Source organism: Pseudomonas multiresinivorans, assembly GCF_012971725.1.
GTDB lineage: Bacteria > Pseudomonadota > Gammaproteobacteria > Pseudomonadales > Pseudomonadaceae > Pseudomonas > Pseudomonas multiresinivorans.
In genome coordinates this window covers 6,381,815-6,401,128 of the sequence record NZ_CP048833.1, presented here as the reverse complement: position 1 = coordinate 6,401,128, position 19,314 = coordinate 6,381,815, and the positions used below count along the sequence as shown (strand labels likewise).

The following is a 19,314-nucleotide window of genomic DNA, read 5'->3' as shown; positions in this document are numbered from 1 at the left end:
AGCGGTTTAGCTGAATCGCTGCTGCATGGCCTTGTCGATCGCAGCCAGATCGTGGACCTGCAGCGGGCTGCCGGCCTTTTGCAATTGTAGGTGCGGCCAGTCTTTGAATTTCGGCCAGTGCCCGCCGGCGTCGAGTTTGACGGACTCCGCCATGTTGGCCATCACCTGGTAACCATTCTGTCCGCCGACGAGGCGCTTGGTGGACCATTCCGCCTTGCCGTCCAGCAGCCAGAAGCAGTCCAGCGCTTCACCCCATTGATGCCAGGAAAGACCCGGAATGGCATTGGTGACGTGCTTGCCATCCTGTGGCCCGACCGACTCGATGCAGTGGGCGAGAAACGGTGCTTTCTGTTGCTTCAGCGATTTGATCTTCTCGCTGATCTCCTCGATCGACCGGGACTGCCTCCACAGTCGCCCTTGTTCCAGTGGGTCTCGCAGCCCGGTGCTCGGACGCATGATGACGCCCGTCTTGGCGCATGCGCTAAGCAGTACAGTCACCTTGTCGCGGAACTCCGCTACGAGCTCATTCAGGTCGGCGGCCATGATTTGTCTCCAATGATATAGAGGGTGCTCAAGAATCAGTTGGACACTTCAGCGAGGATGTCCTCGATCAACTGGTTGGTCTTTGGTGTTTCGACGGACTTCAGCTGTTCGACTTTCTCCGCCAGTGCCTGCTTCTGCTCCGGGCTGGCTTGCGCAAGCGAACCCTTGATCACCAGCAGCAGGTTGTACTTGCCGTTGGCCGAAGACGACGGGAACTTGCTCAGGGCGGGTGTGATGGTGCGTGGGTCGCCGATCCGGTAGAGGAACTCGGAAGCGTATTTGCGCAGGGTTTCATCGTTGTGGGCGGTCGCACCGACCAACTCTTCCAACTCGGCGTCGGTTATCCCTGTCTTGAATTTCTCGACATCGGTTTTCTGCCGGGCCATCGAGTTGAGCGCAACCAGCGCGCCGAGTTGGGTGCGATAGCTGACGTTGGGCTGGCTGAAGCTATCGAGTAACGGCTCGATGGCCGGTACGCCGGATTCGCCCAGCCTGGTTCGTGCGTCGCGCCTGACGAGACTGCTGTCGGAGTCGAGGTCGGCGATGAGGTCCTGAATCTTCGCGTCGTTAGCAGGCACTTCGTCGCCAGCCACGGCCTCGCTGATCATCCTGAAGGTGATCATCTGCCTGGTGGTTGCAGGCAGCCGGGCGAAATCCTCTGGTGTTTCACAGCCGATGACGCCGACGACCTGGTTGGTTTCCACATTGACCAGACGATTGTTCTTCTTCGAATACTTCCAGTGGATTGTCTTTCCGGAAGCAAGATACGGAGTGATCTGCTCTGATTTGATGCAGCCGAAATCCGCTTCCCGGTCTTCCTCTCCGGTGAATACTATCTTCAGGTCAACGGTCGGACTTCTGATTTCCTTGCCGAATATATAGAAACTCCAGGAGTTGCGGTTGCTCAGCAGACTTCCGGGATATTGATTGTCGCCATACAGTTCGACGGTCTTGACTTGTTTCGGCTGAATGTCACCGCTGAGTTTTATGTGAACATAGCGGTCGGACATCTGGTTGAGCAGCGTCACGAAGATAATGATCGCGACAGCGGCAACGCCTACCAGCACTCCCGCGTCGCCCAGAACCTTGACTTTGGCTCGAGTGCCGAAGGCACCCAGTATGATGCTCAGCCCTGTACAGACAATGAAGGTTTCCAGCATCCAGCTGAAAGGGGCGAATCTTGCGACCAGCCAGCCGAACAGGATCAGGATGAAGCCGATCGCGATGGCGGTGCAGAGAATCGGAGTGGCAAAGGCTGGCCAGCCATCTTCGGTGGCGGTGGGTTGCGGTGGTGGAGGGTTGGGCGTGGGGTCGCCGGGCGGGTCTGATACTCCGTTCATGATGAATCTCCCTGGCAAGCCTGATGATACTTCGAGTGTTTAAGGCAAGCTCAGGTTGGTTTGGCTTTCAAGCAAATAATCCAATGGCTTAGTTGAAGTTGAAATACAGCCAATTCCAATGTTTCGCGTCTATGTAAAGTGGTTGAAACAATGTCTGTAAAGTGCTTGCGACAGAGTGTTTAAAAGTAGATAGGGCCTGTGTTCGTGTGAGTGTGGTGGCGCAACTTGGTACGCTCGTTTTGGCGAGGTCTTGTAAAAGTCTTTCTTGAAATCGACTATTTAATCAGCTAGCTAACTGAATGATTCTGGGGCTGCCTTGATGTACGGCAAAACCGGAGAAGAAAAGACATGAGCATTACAGTGACCGAGCGTGACGACGACCATAAATCCCGCGAGTTCCGCGCCCACGGCGGGCGTTGCTGGGATGTGTTCCAGGAAGGCCTGCTGGTCGGCATCTTCCACAGCGAGAGCGAGGCGCAAGCCTATCGCGTCGCCCTGGAGCTGGAGACGCGCTACCGCCACGCGGCAGAGTTCTAGGGAGTGAAAAAGCCCCGTGGCGACGGCCGCGCCACGGGGCTTTGAGTTCTGACCCCCTGTAGGAGCGAGCTTGCTCGCGAACCCGCCGCGCTGCGGAAATTGTTCGCGAGCAAGCTCGCTCCTACAAAAATACCGCCCGGCGAGCCGGGCGGCAGGCCATCAGAACTGGTAGTTCACCGTCGCGGTGACGTTGCGTTTCTCCCCGAAGTAGCAGAAGTCCAGGCTGTAGCAGGACGCCACGTAGTCCTTGTCCAGCAGGTTGTTGGCGTTGAGGCTGACATCCAGCCCCTTCAGGCCGACGCGGGAAAGGTCGTAGCCGATGCGCGCATCCACGAGGGTGTAGTCCGGCACGCGCAGGGTATTTTCCTTGTCCGCCCAGGTCTCGCCCACGTAGCGGGCGCCGCCGCCGAGGGACAGGCCTTCCAGCGGGCCGGCGTTGAAGCCGTAGTCGGCCCACAGCGAGGCCATGTGCTTGGGCGCCTGGTTCGGGGTGTGGCCCTGGTTGCCGTCCAGCGACTTGGTGTAGGTGATGTCGGTGTAGGTGTAGCTGCCGAGCACCTTGAGGTTGTCGGTGACCTGGGTGTGGGCCTCCAGCTCCAGGCCCTGGGAACGCACTTCGCCCACGGAGGTGTAGAAGTTGTCCTGCGGCTCCTTGGAGGCGACGTTCTCCTGGGTGATGTGGAAGATCGATGCGGTGTACAGGCTGTGGCTGCCCTCGGGCTGGAACTTCAGGCCGGCTTCCCATTGCTTGCCCTCGGTCGGTTCCAGCGGCGTGCCGGACTGGTCGGAGTAGGCGTTGGGGTTGAACGACTCGGAGTAGCTGATGTACGGCGCGATACCGTTGTCGAACAGGTACAGCGCGCCGAGGCGGCCGGTGAACTTCTTCCAGTCGTCGTCGGCCTTGCTGCCGGTGCTGCGGTTCTTGTCCTTGACGGTCACCCAGTCCTCGCGCATGCCCAGCGAGAAGCGCCAGTTGTCGATGTCGATCAGGTCCTGCAGGTAGACGCCGGTCTGCTCCAGGCGACGGGTGTGGTTGTCGTCGGGGTAGTAGCTGATGGCGTCGTTGCCGTAGTGCGGATCGAAGGCGTCCAGCGGTTGCGCCGAGCCCGAGCGCCAGTCCACGGTGGTGCGACGCTTCTGGTAGTCCAGGCCCATCAGCAGGGTGTGCTTGGCGGCGCCGGTGTTGAATTCGGCCTGGGCCATGTTATCGATGATGTACGCCTGCAGGTGCTCGCTGGCGCCGGAGAAGTAGCGGTTCAGGGTGTTCTCGCCAGGCGCGGTCCAGCCGTACGCATAGACCTGGGAGAGGTCGACGTCGGAGTCCAGGTAGCGGAAGTTCTGCCGCGCGGTCCAGACGTCGTCGAAGCGGTGCTCCAGCTGGTAGCCGAACATGCGCTGGGTGCGGTCGAAGTCGTCCTTGCTCGGCTCGCCGTCGAAGAATTCGCGAGAGATCTTCTGGCCGTTGTGGTGGAACAGCGCGCCATCCGCCGGCACGCCGCCGTGGTAGCCGCCGTTCGGGTCGTGCTGCAGGTAGCCCTGCAGGGTCAGTGTGGTGTCGTCGGTGAAGTCGATGGCCAGGGTTGGGGCGATGGCATAGCGCTCTTCCTTGACGTGGTCGAATTGGGTGTCCGAACCCTTGCCCAGGCCAACCAGGCGGTAGGCGATGCGCTTTTCCTCATCCAGAGGGCCGCTGAAGTCGAAGCCCATTTCCTTCTGGCCCATGTTGCCGACGGTTCCGGTGATCTGGTGGTAATCCTCGTACAGCGGCTTTTTGCTGGTCAGCGCCACCAGCCCGCCCGGAAGACTGCGGCCGTAAAGCACCGAGGACGGGCCCTTGAGCACATCGATGCGCTCGAGGAAGTACGGGTCGATCTGCATCGAGCTGAAGGTGCCGCTGTCGCCCATGGCCTTCAGGCCGTCGAGGTAGATGTTGTCGACGCTATTGTCGGCGAAGCCGCGCATGACGATGTAGTCGTAGCGGTTCGAGGCGCCGACCTGGCCGGTGAAGATGCCGGGGGTGTAGCGGATCGCCTGCTGCACGGTCTTCGACGCGGTGTCGTCGATCTGCTCGCGGGTGATCACCGAGACGCTCTGGCTGGTTTCCAGCAGCGACTTGGAGGTCTTGGTAGCGATCTGGCTGTGGGTTGCCAGGTAGCCGTCTTCCTCGCCCAGTGCGTTGCCCAGGGCGAATACATCGCTGGAGGGCATGGCCAGCACGTCGGTCGGTGTGGCTGGGCGCAGCACGTAGTTGCCGTTGCCCTGGTCCACGGCCTCCAGCGGAGTGTCCACCAGCAGGCGCCCGAGGCCCTGGTCCACCGAGTAGGTGCCGTTCAGCCCCGCCGAATTCAGCCCGCGAGTCTGCTCCGGGGTTGCCGACAGGGTGATCCCCGCTTCGCGGGCGAAGGCGTTGAGTACCTCGCCCAGCGGGCCGGCCGGGATTGCATAGGCGCGGCTGCTGGTGATGGCGGCACCGTCCGCGGCGAAGGCGGTCAGCGGCAGGCTGGCGCCGAGGCTGGCGCACAGCAGCGCGCCGCGCACGGCGTGGGCCAGGCGGCTGGCGCGGGGCAGGGCGGGGGAGGAGGTCGGGGCTTGGACGGCTCGCATGTTTGGGGTTCCGGGACAAGGGAAATGATCGGGGTATTCCTCCTTGCCGGCCGAGGTGGTGAAACCCGACAAAAATAATTCTCGATTGCGAAGAAATACTATTTGAGGGCCGTGTGTAGGAGCGGACTCCGTCCGCGATTGATCTCCGGCGCGATGCGGAATCGATCGCGGACGGAGTCCGCTCCTACCCATGTGCTCAGCCCCGCGCGCTCACCGTCACCCACCAGTCCGTCCGCTTCTCCACCCGCACCGGCAGGGTCTGTGGCAGCAGGGCCAGCAACTGGTTGGTGTCATCCAGGCGGAATACGCCGGAGAGACGCAGGTCGGCCACACTGGCATCGCAGTGCAGGTGGCCGTGGCGATAGCGGCCGATCTCGGCGAGGAAGTCGGCCAGGCGCATGTCGCGAGTAACGATCAGGCCGTCGGCCCAGGCGGCGCTGTCCATGTTGCTGCGTTCGACCAGGAGGGCGCTGTCGCCGTTGATCTCGAAGGTCTGTCCGGACTCGGCGATGGCAGTGGTCTGGCCGCGCACGCGCGGAGCGATGGCCACCGAACCTTCCTCGACGCTCAGGCGTGTGGTGCGCTCGTCCTGGCGCAGGACAAACCGCGTACCCAGCGCCTCGAAAAGACCATCCCGGTTGCTCACTCGCAGTGGGCGTGAAGCGTCCTTCGCCGTGCTCAGCAGGATCTCGCCACGCTCCAGAAGCAGCAGGCGCTGGCTCGAATCGAAGCGCACATTCACCGCGCTGTCGGTGTTCAGTTGCAGCACGCTGCCATCGGCCAGGGTGAAGCGCTGGCGCTCGCCGACGGTTGTGCTGAAGTCCGCCATCCAGCGTTGCCAGGGCGTGACCTCGCGGGCCAGCCACAGCGCGGAGGCGCCGACGGCGAAGGTCGACAGCAGCTTGAGCGCCTGGCGCCGCTGCAGGCGCTGAGTGGAGCTTTCCAGGGTTTCCAGCGCCACCCGAGCACCGGGCACTGCCTGGTAGCCGGCCGCCAGTTCGCTGTTCAGCGCCTGCACCCGCAGCCAGGCGGTTTCGTGTTCGGGATTGGCCTGGCGCCAGTGTTCACAGGCGTTGCGCAGTTCGGCATCGGCATTGCCGTTCAGCCGCAGGGTCCACTGGATCGCCTGCTTCACCACCCGTGGATCGGGTGTGGCGCCATTCATTCGGCGTACCGCAGTTGGTAGCAGTGGAACAGCGCCTCGGCGATATAGCGCTCCACCGAGCGCACGGAAACGCCCAGTTCCTCGGCGATCTGCGCATGCGGCATGCCTTCGCACTGGGCCAGCAGGAAGGCGCTGCGCACCTTGGGCTTGAGGCCATCGAGCAGGCGGGCGATGTTTTCCAGCAGTTGCAGGATGCTGTGCTGCGCCTCCGCCGAGGGGACTTGTGCCTCGGGCAGGTGCGCGATGGATTCGAGGTAGGCGCGCGCCAGTTCCTCGCGGCGCCAGTGATCGATCACCAGGCCTCGGGCCACGGTCCGCAGGAAGGCGCGCGGGGTGCGCAGTTCACTGCGCTCGGGCCGCAGCAGCACGCGCACGAAGGTGTCCTGCGCCAGGTCGGCGGCATCGGCGGCGTTGCCCAGCCGGCTGCGCAACCAGTTGTACAGCCAGCCGTGATGGTCGCTGTAGAGCGACTGGACGTTGTAGGTGGAGGACATGGGCGCGCAAAACTGCAAATGATAATTTATCGCATTTTCAACAAGGCGCTGGCCATTTGCAAGCTGTGTCTGAGGCCCCGGTGTTTCCTGTAGGAGCGCAGTTCGTAGGATGGGTGGAGCTTGCGATACCCATCGGCCTGACTGGCAGGGCATCGATGGGTATCGCTTCGCTCCACGCCATCCTACGTCGGCAGTCGCAGAGGATTCCGGCCCGGGGGATTGACCGTCAGCGATACCAGCGCGGCGTGTACACCCAGTCACCACCGCCGGCGCGGGAGAAGCGTCGGGTCAGCGACGAGCCGATGATCACCAGGGTGCGCATGTCGACCATCTCCGGGGTCAGCTCGCCGAGGCTGATGACGCGCAGGGCCTCCGCCGGGCGACCGATATCGCGGCCGAGCACCACCAGGGTTTCCGGCGTGCGGTGGCGGCGGACGATTTCCAGCGCGCGCCCCAACTGCCAGGGTCGCGCCTTGGAGATCGGGTTGTAGAAGGCCATGGCCAGGTCGGCGGCGCCGGCATGGTCGAGGCGCTTCTCGATGGTTTCCCAGGGTTTGAGGTTGTCCGACAGGGAAATCAGACAGAAATCGTGCCCCAGCGGCGCCCCGGCCTTGGCGGCGGCGGCCAGTGCGGCGGATACGCCCGGCAGCACCTCCAGCTCCACGCCGTGCCAGTGCGGGTCTTCGCTCTCGTGCAGGGCTTCCATCACAGCGGCGGCCATGGCGAATACGCCGGGGTCGCCGGAGGAAATGATGACAACCCGCCGCCCGCTGGCGGCCAGTTCGAAGGCGTGGCGGGCGCGCTGCATTTCCTCGCGGTTGTCGGTGCAGTGGCGCACCTGGTCCTCGCGCAGCGGCTCGGCCATCTTCACGTAGGTTTCGTAGCCGAGCAGGTCCTGGGCTTCGTCCAGGGCGCGGCGCACGGCGGGGATCATGAAGTCGCTGGCGCCGGGGCCGAGGCCGATCACGCTGAGCTTGCCGCGTGGCTGGCCGATGCTTAGGGCTTCGACCGGCGTCGCGGCGCGGTGCAGGTGGAAGGAGTCGCCGTGCAGCAGGGCCGGCGGCAACTCGCTGTCGTTGTGGATGAACCGCAGCGGCACGCCCAGCTCGCTGGCGGCCTCTGCCAGTGCTGGATCGGCCATGCGGCAGTGCGGGGCGATGACCGCCGCCAGCGATGCCTTTGCCAATCCGGCTTGCGCCAGGCCCTGGTGGATGCGCTCAGGCAGATGCGAATCCACCAGCGTGACATGAGCCAGCACGACGCGCGGGTGGATGCGCAGTTCGTTGTGTGCGATGCCACCGACGCCTGCATCGATGCGCAAGGTGTGCGCGGCGTCTTCGGCCAGCGGCAGCTCCAGCTTGTCCAGCCAGGGGGCGTCGCCTTCGATGCGCAGCGTGTCGCCGCCCAGCAGGTCGGAGACGAAGCGTTTGCCCTGTTCGATGTCCGCCAGCGCGTAGCCCTGCGGCGGATCGAGCAGGCAGGCGCCGAAACGCAGCTCGCCGCTGGTGGTGATGGCTGGCGCCACCTCCAGTGCGGCGGCGATTTCACGGGCGATGCGATTCACCCCGCCGAGCCCGCCGAGCAGCGGCACCACGGCGCTGCCGTCTTCGGCGACGGCCAGCACCGGCGGTTCGGCACCCTTCTCAACGAGCAGCGGGGCAAGGGTACGAATGACGATGCCGGCGGCGCACAGGGCGATGATCGGGGTATCGTTGCGGTAGAGCTGGCGCAGGGTATCGCCGAAGTTCGCGTAAGACTCGTCGGCACCTTCAACACGGTCCTTCAGACCCATCACGCGCGCCTGTGGATAAACCTTCTGCAGGCGCCGGGCCGTGGCCAGTGCGCCCTGGCCGAGAATGACGATGGCGGCGCGCATCAGCCGTTCCACCGTTGGCCGGGGATGACGATCATCGAGAAGTAGGGCGAGGCCATCGGGTCAACGTCATCCAGCGCGACGATGCGCTGCTCGCGCATGGTCGCGCGTTCGACGTAGTGGGCGCCGCCGTCGCGGCCCAGCTCGCGCAGCACGCGGCGGACCTTGTCGAAGTTGCGGCCGAGCTTCATCACCACCGCCGCATCGGCGTCGGCCAGGCGGTGCTTGAGTTCGTCTTCCGGCAGCACGCCGGAAAGTACCGACAGGCTCTGGTTGCGGTACACCAACGGCACGCCGAGCACCGCCGCGCTGCCGAGCATCGAGCAGACGCCGGGTACGACTTCGGTGTCATACCGATCCGAAAGACGGTCGTGCAGGTACATGTACGAGCCGTAGAAAAAGGGATCGCCCTCGCAGATCACCGCGACGTCACGGCCTGCATCCAGATGCAGGGCCACTTGCGCGGCGGCGCTGTCATAGAAGTCGCTGATCACGCCTTCGTAGGTCAGCGGCGGTTCCAGCTTTTCGGTGGTCACCGGGTACACCAGCGGCAGGCGCTGCTGAGTTTCCAGCAGGTGCTCCTCGATGATGGCGAAGGCGTTGCCGCCCTGGCCTGCGTGGTGCTTGGCCTTGGCCACGAAGTAGCCGATCACCGGGGACGCACGCAGCAGGCGCAGTGCCTTGAGGGTCAGCAGTTCCGGGTCTCCCGGGCCGACGCCCAGGCCGATCAGGCGGCCGGCCATCACTCCACCTCCGTGGCGAGAGCGTTCACCGCCGCGGCCGCCATCGCGCTGCCGCCACGACGACCGCGGACGATCACGTAGGGCACGCCGCGGCTGTCGGCGGCGAGGGCGTCCTTGGACTCCATGGCGCCGACGAAACCCACCGGGAAGCCGAGGATCAGTGCCGGTTTCGGCGCGCCGGCGTCGAGCATTTCCAGCAGGTAGAAGAGGGCGGTCGGCGCGTTGCCGATCACCACCACGGCGCCTTCGAGGTGCTCGCGCCAGTGCTCCAGGGCCACCGCCGAGCGGGTGTTGCCTAGCTCGCGAGCGAGCGCCGGGACGTCCGGATCGTTGAGTGTGCAGATCACCTCGTTGTGGGCCGGCAGGCGCGCACGGGTGATGCCCTCGGCGACCATCCGCGCATCGCAGAGGATCGGCGCGCCCGCGGCCAGCGCCGCGCGGCCGATGGCACCGGCGCCTGCGGAGAAGCGCAGGTCCTGCACCACGTCGACCATGCCGCTGGCGTGGATCACGCGCACGGCCAGTTTCTCCAGGTCGGCCGGGATGCCCGTGAGGTCGGCTTCGGCGCGGATGGTGGCGAAGGATTGGCGATAGATCGCCTGGCCGTCGCGAATGTAATCAAGCATCGGTGGAAGCTCCGGGTGCGGCGAGCAGGTCGCCCGCGGCATCGAGGGAAAGGTTGCGCGCCAGCGGCAGGCCGAAGCCGGCCACGCCATCGGCGCGACGGAACAGGTCATAGCGGCCGTCGGCAACGGCCAGCAGGGTGTAGGGGGCGACGTGGGCGGCGGCGCAGGAGCGTGGGCAGCCGCACAGGTGCACGCCGGCTGGTGGCGCGTGGCGCAGGCGTTCGGCGAGGCGCAAGGCATCGGCCTTGGTATCGGCCAGCCCTCGCGCACAGCCGCTGGAGCCACTGCACGCGACGATGCGCGACAGCGGCTGCGCAGCGTCGATCACCAGGCCGAGGCCGCCCAGTGCGCCTAGCGCAACGGCGGCATCCACCTGGGCCACCTCCGGCAGGATCAGGCTTTGCCAGGGTGTCAGCCGCAGCTGCCCGCCGCTGAAGCGCTCGGCGAGATCGGCGAGGCCGAACAGTGTGGCGCTGTCGAGGCGTCCGAGGACGAATCCCGCGCCGACCATGGCGCGTTCCGGCTGGCGCTGAGGCTGAATCCCGAGATGACCGAAAGCTTTCGGCGCAGGGCGTCGCCAGTTATCCACAGCCGGACCAAGTTGCAACGCGAAGGGCAGGCGTTGCTGCAGGCGCTCCAGCAGCACTTCGTCGCGGAGCATCTCGCGCAGGTGGCGCATGCGTGTCTGGCCGTCGCCGGCGAGGTCGAGGAACAGATGCAGCAAGGTTTTCACCAGCAGGGGCACCTGCTCGGCGGACACGGCGGCGAGGGCGGGGCGATCCGTCTCGTTCTGTGGCGGACAACCGGCCAGGCCGAAGGCGAACAGCGGTGCTGCATCGTCAGACATCGCCGACAGCCAGAGATCGTTGGGGTGTTCCAGCATTGCCAGGGCTTCGCCACCGTCCAGCTGAATGCCGAACTTGGGCGACAGGCCATGGAAGCGCGGCGTGCGCTCCAGCAGGTCGAGCAGTTGGCGGGCCAGCGGAGCAGCGTCGAAAGCCGTGGCGGCGTCGAGGCCGAGCGCCGGGCTGACCAGCAGATTGCGCACATCATCCGACGCCAATTCACGCGGGCCGAGGCCGGCGGCCAACAGTTCATGGCTCAGCGCATTTTCAGCGCCAGCATGCACGCCGCGAATCTGCAGGTTGGCGCGGTTGGTCGCTTCCAGCACGCCATCGGCATGGCGCTCGGCGGCCTGGGCAATGGCTCGCGCAGCGTGGGCGTCGAGTTGCCCACAGGGCAGCTTGATACGGCAGATGCCGCCATCGCGGGAGGCCACGATGCGCAGCAGGCCGGGGCAGGCATGCGGGCGGACGGGCAGAGCTGAGGAGTCTTGCACTGAGGTCACCAGGGCTGGGTCGCGGTGACCTGCGAATCCCCAAAAGGGGACTTCACGACACCGATACACCCCGCTCGATGTCTGCACACGCGACTGGTTTCGTCGGCAGGTCTCCTGGCTGGCAGGTCCTCATCCAGCGCGGCCTTCCCGGTTGCCCAGTGGCCTGGCCGGCGGCACGGAACCTTGTTCTCGTGCCGCCGCATTGCGCGGACTCGCTGCTTACAGTTGCGGGGGCAGCCACGGCTTAACCGTGTTCCCTCTTCGGCTCCCGGAAACCTCACCGCTAAAGGCGAAGCGTCCTACGAGCACCGACGAAGCGGGTATTATGCCTGCTTTGCCCAAAGGCAGGAAAAGCCTGCCCGTCGGATCGATCGTCGCACCCTTGAGGAAATTTCATGACGCCCTGGCTGACCATCGTCGGTATCGGCGAGGACGGTTACGCCGGCCTCGGCAAGGCCGCGCGCCGAACCTTGCTCGCCGCCAGCCAAGTGATTGGCGCGCCCCGCCAGCTGGAGCTGCTGCCGCATTGCCTGGGCGCCAACCGCCAGGCCTGGCCGAGCCCGTTCAGCCTGGAGCCGGTGCTGCGCCGGCGCGGTGAGCCGACGTGTGTGCTGGCCAGCGGTGACCCGATGCTGTTCGGCGTCGGCGCGAGCCTTGCCCGTCAGATTCCGTCCGAGGAAATGCTCGTGCTTTGCGCTCCGTCCTCCGCCTCGCTGGCTGCCGCGCGGATGGGCTGGGCGTTGCAGGACTGCACGCTATTGTCGCTGGTGGCGCGTCCATTGGCCGCACTCAACGCCCAGGTCCATGAAGGCGCGAAGTTGCTGATCCTCAGCAATGACGGCAGCAGCCCGGCGGCGATTGCCGCGCTGCTGCGCGAGCGGGGGTTCGGTGCAAGCCGCCTCAGCGTGCTGGAACACCTGGGTGGCGAGGCGGAGCGACGCATCGACGGGCTCGCCAGCGACTGGTCGCAGGGCGAAGCCGCTGCGCTGAATCTGGTGGCTGTGCAGTGCGTCGCCGGCATGGACGCGGTTCGCCTGCCATTGACCACCGGCCTGCCGGACGACGCCTACCGCCATGACGGCCAACTGACCAAGCGCGACGTGCGCGCTGTGACTCTGGCGCGGCTGGCGCCGAAGCCCGGCGAGCTGCTCTGGGACGTAGGCGCCGGTTGCGGCTCCATCGGCATCGAATGGATGCGAGCGCATCCGAGCTGCCGCACGCTGGCCATCGAAGCCAACGAAGGTCGCCAGGAACACATCCGCTTCAACCGCGATGCCCTCGGCGTACCAGCGCTGCAACTGGTCTGCGGCGCCGCGCCGGAGGCGCTGCTGGGGCTGGAGCGGCCGGATGCGATCTTCATCGGGGGCGGCGTGACCCTGGCCGGCGTGTTCGAACAGTGCTGGGAGCAGCTCAAGCCCGGCGGCCGCCTGGTGGCCAATGCCGTCACCCTGCAGAGCGAATCCATGCTGCTGAGCTGGCGCGCGCGCATCGGCGGCGAGCTGACTCGCCTGTCGGTGTCCCAGGCCCAGCCGCTGGGTGGCTTCGATACCTGGCGTGCGGCGCTGCCAATCACCCTGCTGGAAGTCTGGAAGGAATGACGCGCTTTTCGTGCCGGGACTGCATGGGTATCGCTGCGCTCCACCCATCCTACGATGCTGTTCGTCATGCGTGACGAAACCCCCGAAGAACCCCGCCCGCTGCGCAGCGGCTACACCACCGGCAGTTGCGCCACGGCCACCAGCCTGGCGGCGGCGCGCCTGTTGCTCACTGGAGAAGTGCTGGATGCCGCGCAGATCGTCCTGCCCAAGGCGCGCTGCGCGACCCTGCGCCTGGAGTTCTGCCGGCGCACTGCCGAGGGCGCCGAAGCCGGCACGCTGAAGGATGCCGGCGACGACCCGGACGTGACCCATGGTGCGCTGGTGTTCGCCCGTGTCGTGCTGAGCGATGAGCCGGGTGTGCGCTTCCATGCCGGGGAGGGCGTCGGCACGGTCACCAAACCGGGGTTGGTCCTGCCGGTGGGTGAGCCGGCGATCAACCCGGTGCCGCGTCAGATGATGCGTGACAACCTCGCCGCGCTGGCGGCCGAGTGTGGCTATGCCGGCGGCTTCGAGGTGACGATCCATATCGAGGGCGGCGCCGAGCTGGCGCAGAAGACCATGAACCCGCGCCTGGGCATTCTCGGTGGCCTGTCGATCCTCGGCACCACCGGCATCGTCCGGCCGTTCTCCTGTTCGGCCTACATCGCCTCGATTCAGCAGGGCATCGACGTCGCCCGCGCCAATGGCTTCCGCCATCTTGCCGCCTGCACCGGCAACGCCAGCGAGGACGCCATGCGCCGTCGCTATGGTTTCGACGACACCGCGCTGATCGAGATGGGCGATTTCGCCGGCGCCGCGCTCAAGCACTTGCGCAAGGTGCCGGTGGAGCGCTTCAGCGTCTGCGGCGGCTTCGGCAAGATCAGCAAGCTCGCCGCCGGCCACATGGACCTGCACAGCCGCCACTCCAGTATCGACCTGCCGCAACTGGCCGAGTGGGCTACCGGGATCGGTGCTTCGGCGGAGCTGCAGCAGCGCATGCGCGAGGCCAATACCAGCCAGCAGGCGCTGGCGCTATGCCGCGCTGAAGGTGTCGCCCTGGGCGATGCCGTCTGCGCCCGTGCGCTGGCCTTTGCTCGGCGCATCGTGCCCGCCGAAGTACAACTGGAAGTCTTCGCCATCGACCGCCAGGGCAACCTGGTGGGCGAAGCGCTGGAGGTGAGATGAAACGCGTACTACTGCTGGGCGGCATCGGTGAGGCGCTGGCTATCGCCCGGCGCCTCGGTCCGCAGCATCTCTACAGCTTGGCTGGCCTCGGCAAGGTGCCGGACGACCTCGCCTGCGAAGTGCGCGTGGGTGGTTACGGTGGCGCCGAAGGCCTGGCCGGATTCATCCGCGAACAGGGCTTCGACCTCCTGCTCGATGCGACTCATCCCTATGCTGCGCAGATCAGTGCCAACGCCGCCTATGCTGCGGAGCTGGCCGGTGTGCCGTGCTGGGCGCTGCGGCGGCCCGGCTGGCAGGCGGGTGCTGGCGACGACTGGCGCGAGGTCGCCGATTGGGGTGCGCTGATCGAAGCGCTGATGGCGTTTCGTCGTCCGTTGTTCACCCTGGGCCGCGAGCCGCTGGAGCATCTGGACGAGATTCCCACCCACCAGCACTGGACGGTGCGCTGTCTGCAAAGCCTGCCCGGCAACGCGAGCGCCGAAGTGCTCGGCGCGCGTGGACCGTTCACCCTGGAGGGCGAGCGCGAGCTGTTCGAGCGCCTCGGCACCGACGTACTGGTCAGCAAGAACAGTGGTAGCCAGGCCACCGAGCCCAAGCTGCAGGTCGCCCGCGAGCGCGGTGTGCCGGTGCTGACTCTGGCGCGGCCATTGCTGCCAACGGTGGATTGCGAGTTCGACAGCATCGACTCGCTGTGGGCTGCCTTGGAGGGTCGCCTTTTGTAGGAGCGAGCTTGCTCGCGAACCCATCGGCCTTCTCCGAGCCGACGGCGCTTCTGCCACTGAGCCTCGACGAAGGCTCTGTGGGGCGATCTGTTCCGGGGAGTTCACAGCTTCGTAGTGGTTCGAGAGCAAGCTCGCTCCTACAGCTGTAGCGCCTCTTCTCCGCCGGCGCACCTGGCTCTATGCTGGGCCCCGGTCTTCACAGGGAGTGACACCATGCTGCGAATCCTCGGCCGCGCTTCATCGATCAACGTGCGCAAGGTGCTCTGGACCTGCGCCGAACTGAACCTGCCGTACGAACGGGAGGACTGGGGCTCGGGCTTTCGCTCCACGGCTTCGGCGGAGTTCATCGCGCTCAACCCCAATGCCATGGTGCCGGTGCTTGTCGACGGCGACTTCGTGCTCTGGGAGTCCAACGCCATCTGCAGTTATCTCGCCAGCCAGTATCCGCTCGATGAACTGCTGCCCGACTCGCCCCGCGAGCGCGCGCTGGTAGAGCAATGGATGGGTTGGCAGGCCACCGAGCTGAACAATGCCTGGCGCTATGTGTTCATGGCCCGTGTGCGCAACAGCCCCAGCCATACCGACGAGTCCGCCATCGCCCTGAGCGAGGCGCAGTGGAATCACTGCATGTCCCTGCTGGACCGGCAGCTGGAACGCACCGGTGCCTTCGTCACCGGCGCCTGTTTCAGCCTCGCCGATGTCGTGGTCGGCCTGTCGGTAAACCGTTGGTACCTGACGCCCATGCAGCGCCCGGAACTGCCGGCCGTGGCGGCCTACTACGAACGGCTGAGCGAGCGGCCGGGGTTTCTGTTGCATGGGCGCAATGGGGAGCCGTGAGAGAGTCGGAAATTCGGTGCCGGGAGACGGCCCTCACCCCAACCCTCTCCCAGGGGGAGAGGGGGCCGATCGGCGTTGGCGGTGAGTTCGATGTCAGCCGGCGAGCTCGGTGATTACCCTGCACTCGGGACAGTCCCCTCTCCCTCCGGGAGAGGGTTAGGGTGAGGGGCTCTTAGCAATAGGAGCCCGAAATCTCAGCGATCCGCCGATACTCCGCGCCCAGCTCCTGCGCCAGTTTTTCTGCGCGGCCAAGCCGCACCGCGCCACCCTCGATATCCACCAGCACAGTCGGGCAGCCCATCGGCTGCAACGTCGGCCAGTCTCGCAGGCGGCCATCGGTGAGCACCAGCAGTCGCTGATGTTCCGCAGGCTTCTGTCGCTGGCGCTTGTCCAGCCATCCGCGGGCTTGCTCAAGCGCCTCGATCAAAGGGGTGCCGCCGCCGGCGCCGAGTTGCTCCAGCCACTCCTGCAGCTGACTCGATGCCTTCTGGCCCTGCCACAGCCAGCGCGGCTTCGTGCCGGTGGCATGCAGCACGGCGAGGCGCGCGCGGCGGCGATAGGCCTGTTCGAACGTGTCGGCGAGCAGCCCTTTGGCCTGGGCGAGGGCGCCGTGGCGGCGGGTGCTGGCGGAGGCGTCGACGATTACCAACCAGAGTTCGGCGGGCTTGTGGCTGCGGGCGCGCAGCACCAGGTCGGCGCGGCGTTGCGGGTGGCCGTTGCGCAGGGTGGCAGGCCAGTCGATGCGGCCATGCGTGCCCTGTTGGCGGGCGCCGCTGCGGCCGCCGGCGAGCCGGCCGGGTCGGGGGTTGGCATCCGCGCCTGGGGCCTGGCGTGGGCAGATGCTCAGGGCTTTTTTGGCCAGCCCGTCAACTGTCGGCGTTCGCCCATGGCGACGTTCTGGGCGGGGAGTTCACCCCATTGGCCTTCGCCGTTGGAGGCGTTGGACGGTGCTTGTGCCTGACTGGACGAAGGTTGCTGCGGCGTTGCCGATTGCGGTGGTGCAGGGCGGCGACGATGGGCGAGGGCGAAGTGTTCCACCGCCTCGATGTCCTGCGCCTCGATGGCGTTGGCGCCGCGCCAGGCGGCGTGGGCACGGGCTGCGCGCAACCAGACCAGGTCGGCGCGCAGGCCGTCGACGCCAGCGGCGTGGCAGCGCTCGGCGATCTCGTTCAATGCAGCATCATCCAGCGCAATCGCGGCAAGGCCTTGCCGGGCATCGACACAGCGCTGTTGCAGCGCTTGCTGCGCTCCTTGCCATTGGGCGAGGAAGGCCTGCGGATCGGCATCGAAGGCCAGCCGGCGGCGGACGATCTCGGCGCGCTCGCTGGGCGCCGGGGTGCCGTGCAGTTGCACCTTGAGGCCGAAGCGGTCCAGCAGTTGCGGGCGCAGTTCGCCTTCCTCGGGGTTCATGGTGCCGATCAGCACGAAGCGCGCCGGGTGGCTGTGGGACAGGCCGTCGCGCTCGATCAGGTTGACCCCGCTGGCAGCTACGTCGAGCAGCAGGTCGACGAGGTGGTCGGGCAGCAGGTTCACTTCATCCACATAGAGCACGCCGCCGTGGGCATGGGCCAGCACACCGGGCGAGAACTGCGCGCGGCCTTCACCCAGCGCCGCGTCCAGGTCGAGGGTGCCGACGATGCGCTCCTCGCTGGCGCCCAGCGGCAGGGTGACGAAGCGCCCGCCATCGAGCAGGTCGGCCACGCCACGCGCCAGGGTGGACTTGGCCATCCCGCGTGGCCCTTCGATCAGCACGCCACCGATGGCGGGATCGATGGCCGCCAGGCACAGGGCCAGCTTCAGCTCATCGGCGCCGACGACGGCGGCCAGGGGGAAGTGGGGAAGGGCGCTCATGGGGGATTCCTGCGGATTTCGTCCGTGCATGGTAGCGAACCGGGCGTAGGAGGTGCGACCAATGTCCATCAGAACGATAGAGCCAAGTCATTGATCGGCACGCCGCGATGCAGTAACTTGGCCCTACTTCCACGGAGAACATCATGCCGTCCAGCCTGTCCATCCAGTTCCTCGCCCGCCTCGGTGCCATTGGCTCCGTGGTTGCTCGCGCGCAGGTCCTGGCCGCTGCTGCCGGCTATTTCTTCTATGGGTATTGGTTTAGCCAAAGGCGCGCCTGATACCCCACAGGCGCCCTAGCAAGCAGGGTCGCCAACCAGACAGTTTCCTAAAAACCCCGGTCGGCAACCCGACCGGGGTTTTTGTTTTTCAAAGCCCACAAGGCCCAACGCATTGAAACGAGCGAAAACGCTCAGACCGAGGACCGACACATGACCGCCTACACCACCGACTACCGCTATTACCGCAACTCCGACTGGCGATTTAGCAGTGCGCTGCGTGCCACCCAACGAGCCTTGCCACGAACACTTAGATAGAGCGCCGAGCGCGGAACGACCACCGCGCCGGCCAAGGATGCCAGTCAGATGAACGCTTCCACCTCCACCCTGATCCGCCAAGTCCACGCAGCCACCGCCGAAGTCCTCGACCTGCCGCTGCCCTCCGCTCGCCGCCGCGAACAACCGCTGCCGAGCCCCGCCGAACTGCGCCAGCGCCTGCCGCTCTCCGCCGCCATAGCCCACCGCGTTCGCGAAGGCCGCGACGCGATCCGCGCCGTACTCGATGGCCGCGACCCACGCCTGCTGGTAGTGATCGGCCCGTGCTCGCTGCACGACCCTGTCTCCGCCCTCGAATACGCCGACCGCCTCGCCGAACTCGCCCCGCAGGTGAGCGACCAGTTGCTGCTGGTCATGCGCGCCTACGTCGAGAAACCGCGCACCACCATCGGCTGGAAGGGCCTGGTCTACGACCCGCAGCTGGACGGCAGCGGTGACATGGCCGGCGGCCTGGAACTGTCGCGCCGACTGATGCTGGGCATGCTCGAACGCGGCCTGCCAGTCGCCACCGAACTGCTGCAGCCGCTGGTGGCCGGCTACTTCGACGACCTGCTGGGCTGGGCCGCCATTGGTGCGCGCACCAGCGAATCGCAGGTGCATCGCGAGATGGTCAGCGGCCTGGAACTGCCGGTGGGGTTCAAGAACGGCACCGATGGCAGCATCGGCATCGCCACCGATGCCATGCGCTCGGCGGCGCACCCGCACCAGCACTTCGGCATCGATGCGCTGGGCCGGCCTTCGCTGGTACAGACCCAGGGTAACCCGGACACCCATCTGGTGCTGCGCGGCGGCCACGCCGGGCCGAACTTCGATGCGGCCAGCGTGCAGCAGATTCGCCAGGGATTGGAGAAGCTCGGCCTCGATCCGAGCATCATGGTGGACTGCAGCCACGCCAACAGCGGCAAGGACCCGCTGCGCCAGCCGGCGGTGCTGGACAGCGTGCTCGACCAGCGTATCGCCGGCGACGCTTCGCTGCGCGGCGTGATGCTGGAGAGCCACCTGTTCGACGGCTGCCAGCCGCTGTCCGGCGAGCTGCGTTACGGCGTGTCGATCACTGATGGTTGCCTGGGCTGGAGCGGTACCGAGGCGTTGTTGCTGAACACGGCCGAGCGCTTGCGTCGCGGCTGAGGCTCTTCCTGTAGGAGCGAGCTTGCTCGCGAACGAGTTTCCCGGCCGCTTCGAAGCTGGGCGGGTTCGCGAGCAAGCTCGCTCCTACAGGTCAATGCGCCACTCCGCACTTGTGTAGGAGCGGACTTCGTCCGCGATGGCATCCGGCGCGCGGCAAACCTATCGCGGACGCAGTCCGCTCCTACGCCAGCTGGGAATC

General features: G+C 66.1%; 18 protein-coding genes and 1 riboswitch. Of the genes, 7 read left to right on the top strand and 11 right to left on the bottom strand.

The annotated features are described in order from the left end of the window. Nucleotides 1-6 precede the first annotated feature (6 nt). Together G4G71_RS29230 and G4G71_RS29225 are read right to left on the bottom strand one after the other, a co-directional pair. Nucleotides 7-543 carry a M15 family metallopeptidase gene (locus G4G71_RS29230; RefSeq protein ID WP_169942315.1) on the bottom strand — a complete coding sequence of 179 codons (537 nt, stop codon included), beginning with the start codon at nucleotides 541-543 and terminating at the stop codon, nucleotides 7-9. A gap of 35 nt (nucleotides 544-578) precedes the next feature. After that, nucleotides 579-1,883 (bottom strand): HEAT repeat domain-containing protein, encoded by a 1,305-nt coding sequence (locus G4G71_RS29225; protein WP_169942313.1) that lies wholly within the window; start codon nucleotides 1,881-1,883, stop codon nucleotides 579-581. Between the two features lie 348 nt (nucleotides 1,884-2,231). Between G4G71_RS29225 and G4G71_RS29220 the strand changes: the two genes are divergently transcribed. Then, nucleotides 2,232-2,420, top strand: coding sequence for a hypothetical protein (locus G4G71_RS29220; protein WP_169942311.1), 189 nt, complete (start codon nucleotides 2,232-2,234; stop codon nucleotides 2,418-2,420). Between the two features lie 159 nt (nucleotides 2,421-2,579). Here the strand turns inward: G4G71_RS29220 and G4G71_RS29215 are convergent, their stop codons facing one another. From G4G71_RS29215 to cobG, 7 genes are all read right to left on the bottom strand, one after another. Then, a complete protein-coding gene (locus tag G4G71_RS29215; RefSeq protein ID WP_169942309.1) occupies nucleotides 2,580-5,024 on the bottom strand; it encodes a TonB-dependent siderophore receptor in 2,445 nt (814 codons plus the stop codon). 196 nt (nucleotides 5,025-5,220) lie between these two features. Then, nucleotides 5,221-6,189, bottom strand: coding sequence for a FecR domain-containing protein (locus G4G71_RS29210; RefSeq protein WP_169942307.1), 969 nt, complete (start codon nucleotides 6,187-6,189; stop codon nucleotides 5,221-5,223). Next, nucleotides 6,186-6,683, bottom strand: a complete 498-nt coding sequence (locus G4G71_RS29205) for a sigma-70 family RNA polymerase sigma factor (RefSeq protein ID WP_169942305.1) — start codon at nucleotides 6,681-6,683, stop codon at nucleotides 6,186-6,188. The genes G4G71_RS29210 and G4G71_RS29205 overlap by 4 nt, the downstream gene beginning before the upstream one ends. A gap of 226 nt (nucleotides 6,684-6,909) precedes the next feature. After that, nucleotides 6,910-8,559 (bottom strand): precorrin-3B C(17)-methyltransferase, encoded by a 1,650-nt coding sequence (gene cobJ / locus G4G71_RS29200; protein WP_169942303.1) that lies wholly within the window; start codon nucleotides 8,557-8,559, stop codon nucleotides 6,910-6,912. After that, nucleotides 8,559-9,299 carry a precorrin-2 C(20)-methyltransferase gene (locus G4G71_RS29195; RefSeq protein ID WP_169942301.1) on the bottom strand — a complete coding sequence of 247 codons (741 nt, stop codon included), beginning with the start codon at nucleotides 9,297-9,299 and terminating at the stop codon, nucleotides 8,559-8,561. The genes cobJ and G4G71_RS29195 overlap by 1 nt, the downstream gene beginning before the upstream one ends. Further along, on the bottom strand, nucleotides 9,299-9,925 hold the full coding sequence (locus G4G71_RS29190; RefSeq protein WP_169942299.1) for a precorrin-8X methylmutase: 627 nt from the start codon (nucleotides 9,923-9,925) through the stop codon (nucleotides 9,299-9,301). Before G4G71_RS29190 ends, G4G71_RS29195 begins: the two co-directional genes overlap by 1 nt. Next, on the bottom strand, nucleotides 9,918-11,264 hold the full coding sequence (gene cobG / locus G4G71_RS29185; RefSeq protein WP_169942297.1) for a precorrin-3B synthase: 1,347 nt from the start codon (nucleotides 11,262-11,264) through the stop codon (nucleotides 9,918-9,920). The genes G4G71_RS29190 and cobG overlap by 8 nt, the downstream gene beginning before the upstream one ends. An 87-nt stretch (nucleotides 11,265-11,351) precedes the next feature. Next, nucleotides 11,352-11,592: riboswitch (cobalamin riboswitch) on the bottom strand. Between the two features lie 67 nt (nucleotides 11,593-11,659). Between cobG and cbiE the strand changes: the two genes are divergently transcribed. The 4 genes from cbiE (at nucleotide 11,660) to G4G71_RS29165 (ending at nucleotide 15,585) form a co-directional block, all read left to right on the top strand. Further along, on the top strand, nucleotides 11,660-12,862 hold the full coding sequence (gene cbiE / locus G4G71_RS29180; RefSeq protein WP_169942295.1) for a precorrin-6y C5,15-methyltransferase (decarboxylating) subunit CbiE: 1,203 nt from the start codon (nucleotides 11,660-11,662) through the stop codon (nucleotides 12,860-12,862). 66 nt (nucleotides 12,863-12,928) lie between these two features. Beyond that, entirely contained in the window at nucleotides 12,929-14,026 is a 1,098-nt protein-coding gene (locus G4G71_RS29175; RefSeq protein ID WP_169942293.1) for a cobalt-precorrin-5B (C(1))-methyltransferase, read from the top strand. Then, nucleotides 14,023-14,748 carry a cobalt-precorrin-6A reductase gene (locus tag G4G71_RS29170; protein ID WP_169942291.1) on the top strand — a complete coding sequence of 242 codons (726 nt, stop codon included), beginning with the start codon at nucleotides 14,023-14,025 and terminating at the stop codon, nucleotides 14,746-14,748. The genes G4G71_RS29175 and G4G71_RS29170 overlap by 4 nt, the downstream gene beginning before the upstream one ends. Nucleotides 14,749-14,961: 213 nt before the next feature. After that, nucleotides 14,962-15,585: a glutathione S-transferase family protein gene (locus tag G4G71_RS29165; protein WP_169942289.1), complete on the top strand. Its 624-nt coding sequence runs from the start codon at nucleotides 14,962-14,964 to the stop codon at nucleotides 15,583-15,585. Nucleotides 15,586-15,757: 172 nt separating this feature from the next. Here the strand turns inward: G4G71_RS29165 and G4G71_RS29160 are convergent, their stop codons facing one another. Then, nucleotides 15,758-16,426: a vWA domain-containing protein gene (locus G4G71_RS29160; protein WP_240964987.1), complete on the bottom strand. Its 669-nt coding sequence runs from the start codon at nucleotides 16,424-16,426 to the stop codon at nucleotides 15,758-15,760. 2 nt (nucleotides 16,427-16,428) lie between these two features. Beyond that, a complete protein-coding gene (locus tag G4G71_RS29155; protein WP_169942287.1) occupies nucleotides 16,429-17,436 on the bottom strand; it encodes a magnesium chelatase ATPase subunit I in 1,008 nt (335 codons plus the stop codon). A 143-nt stretch (nucleotides 17,437-17,579) separates the two neighbouring features. Between G4G71_RS29155 and G4G71_RS30100 the strand changes: the two genes are divergently transcribed. Both G4G71_RS30100 and G4G71_RS29150 read left to right on the top strand, forming a co-directional pair. Then, nucleotides 17,580-17,714 carry a hypothetical protein gene (locus tag G4G71_RS30100; RefSeq protein WP_277352230.1) on the top strand — a complete coding sequence of 45 codons (135 nt, stop codon included), beginning with the start codon at nucleotides 17,580-17,582 and terminating at the stop codon, nucleotides 17,712-17,714. Nucleotides 17,715-18,017: 303 nt separating this feature from the next. Then, complete coding sequence (locus tag G4G71_RS29150; RefSeq protein ID WP_169942285.1) at nucleotides 18,018-19,115, top strand: 3-deoxy-7-phosphoheptulonate synthase; 1,098 nt, start codon at nucleotides 18,018-18,020, stop codon at nucleotides 19,113-19,115. The last annotated feature ends 199 nt before the right edge of the window (nucleotides 19,116-19,314 follow it).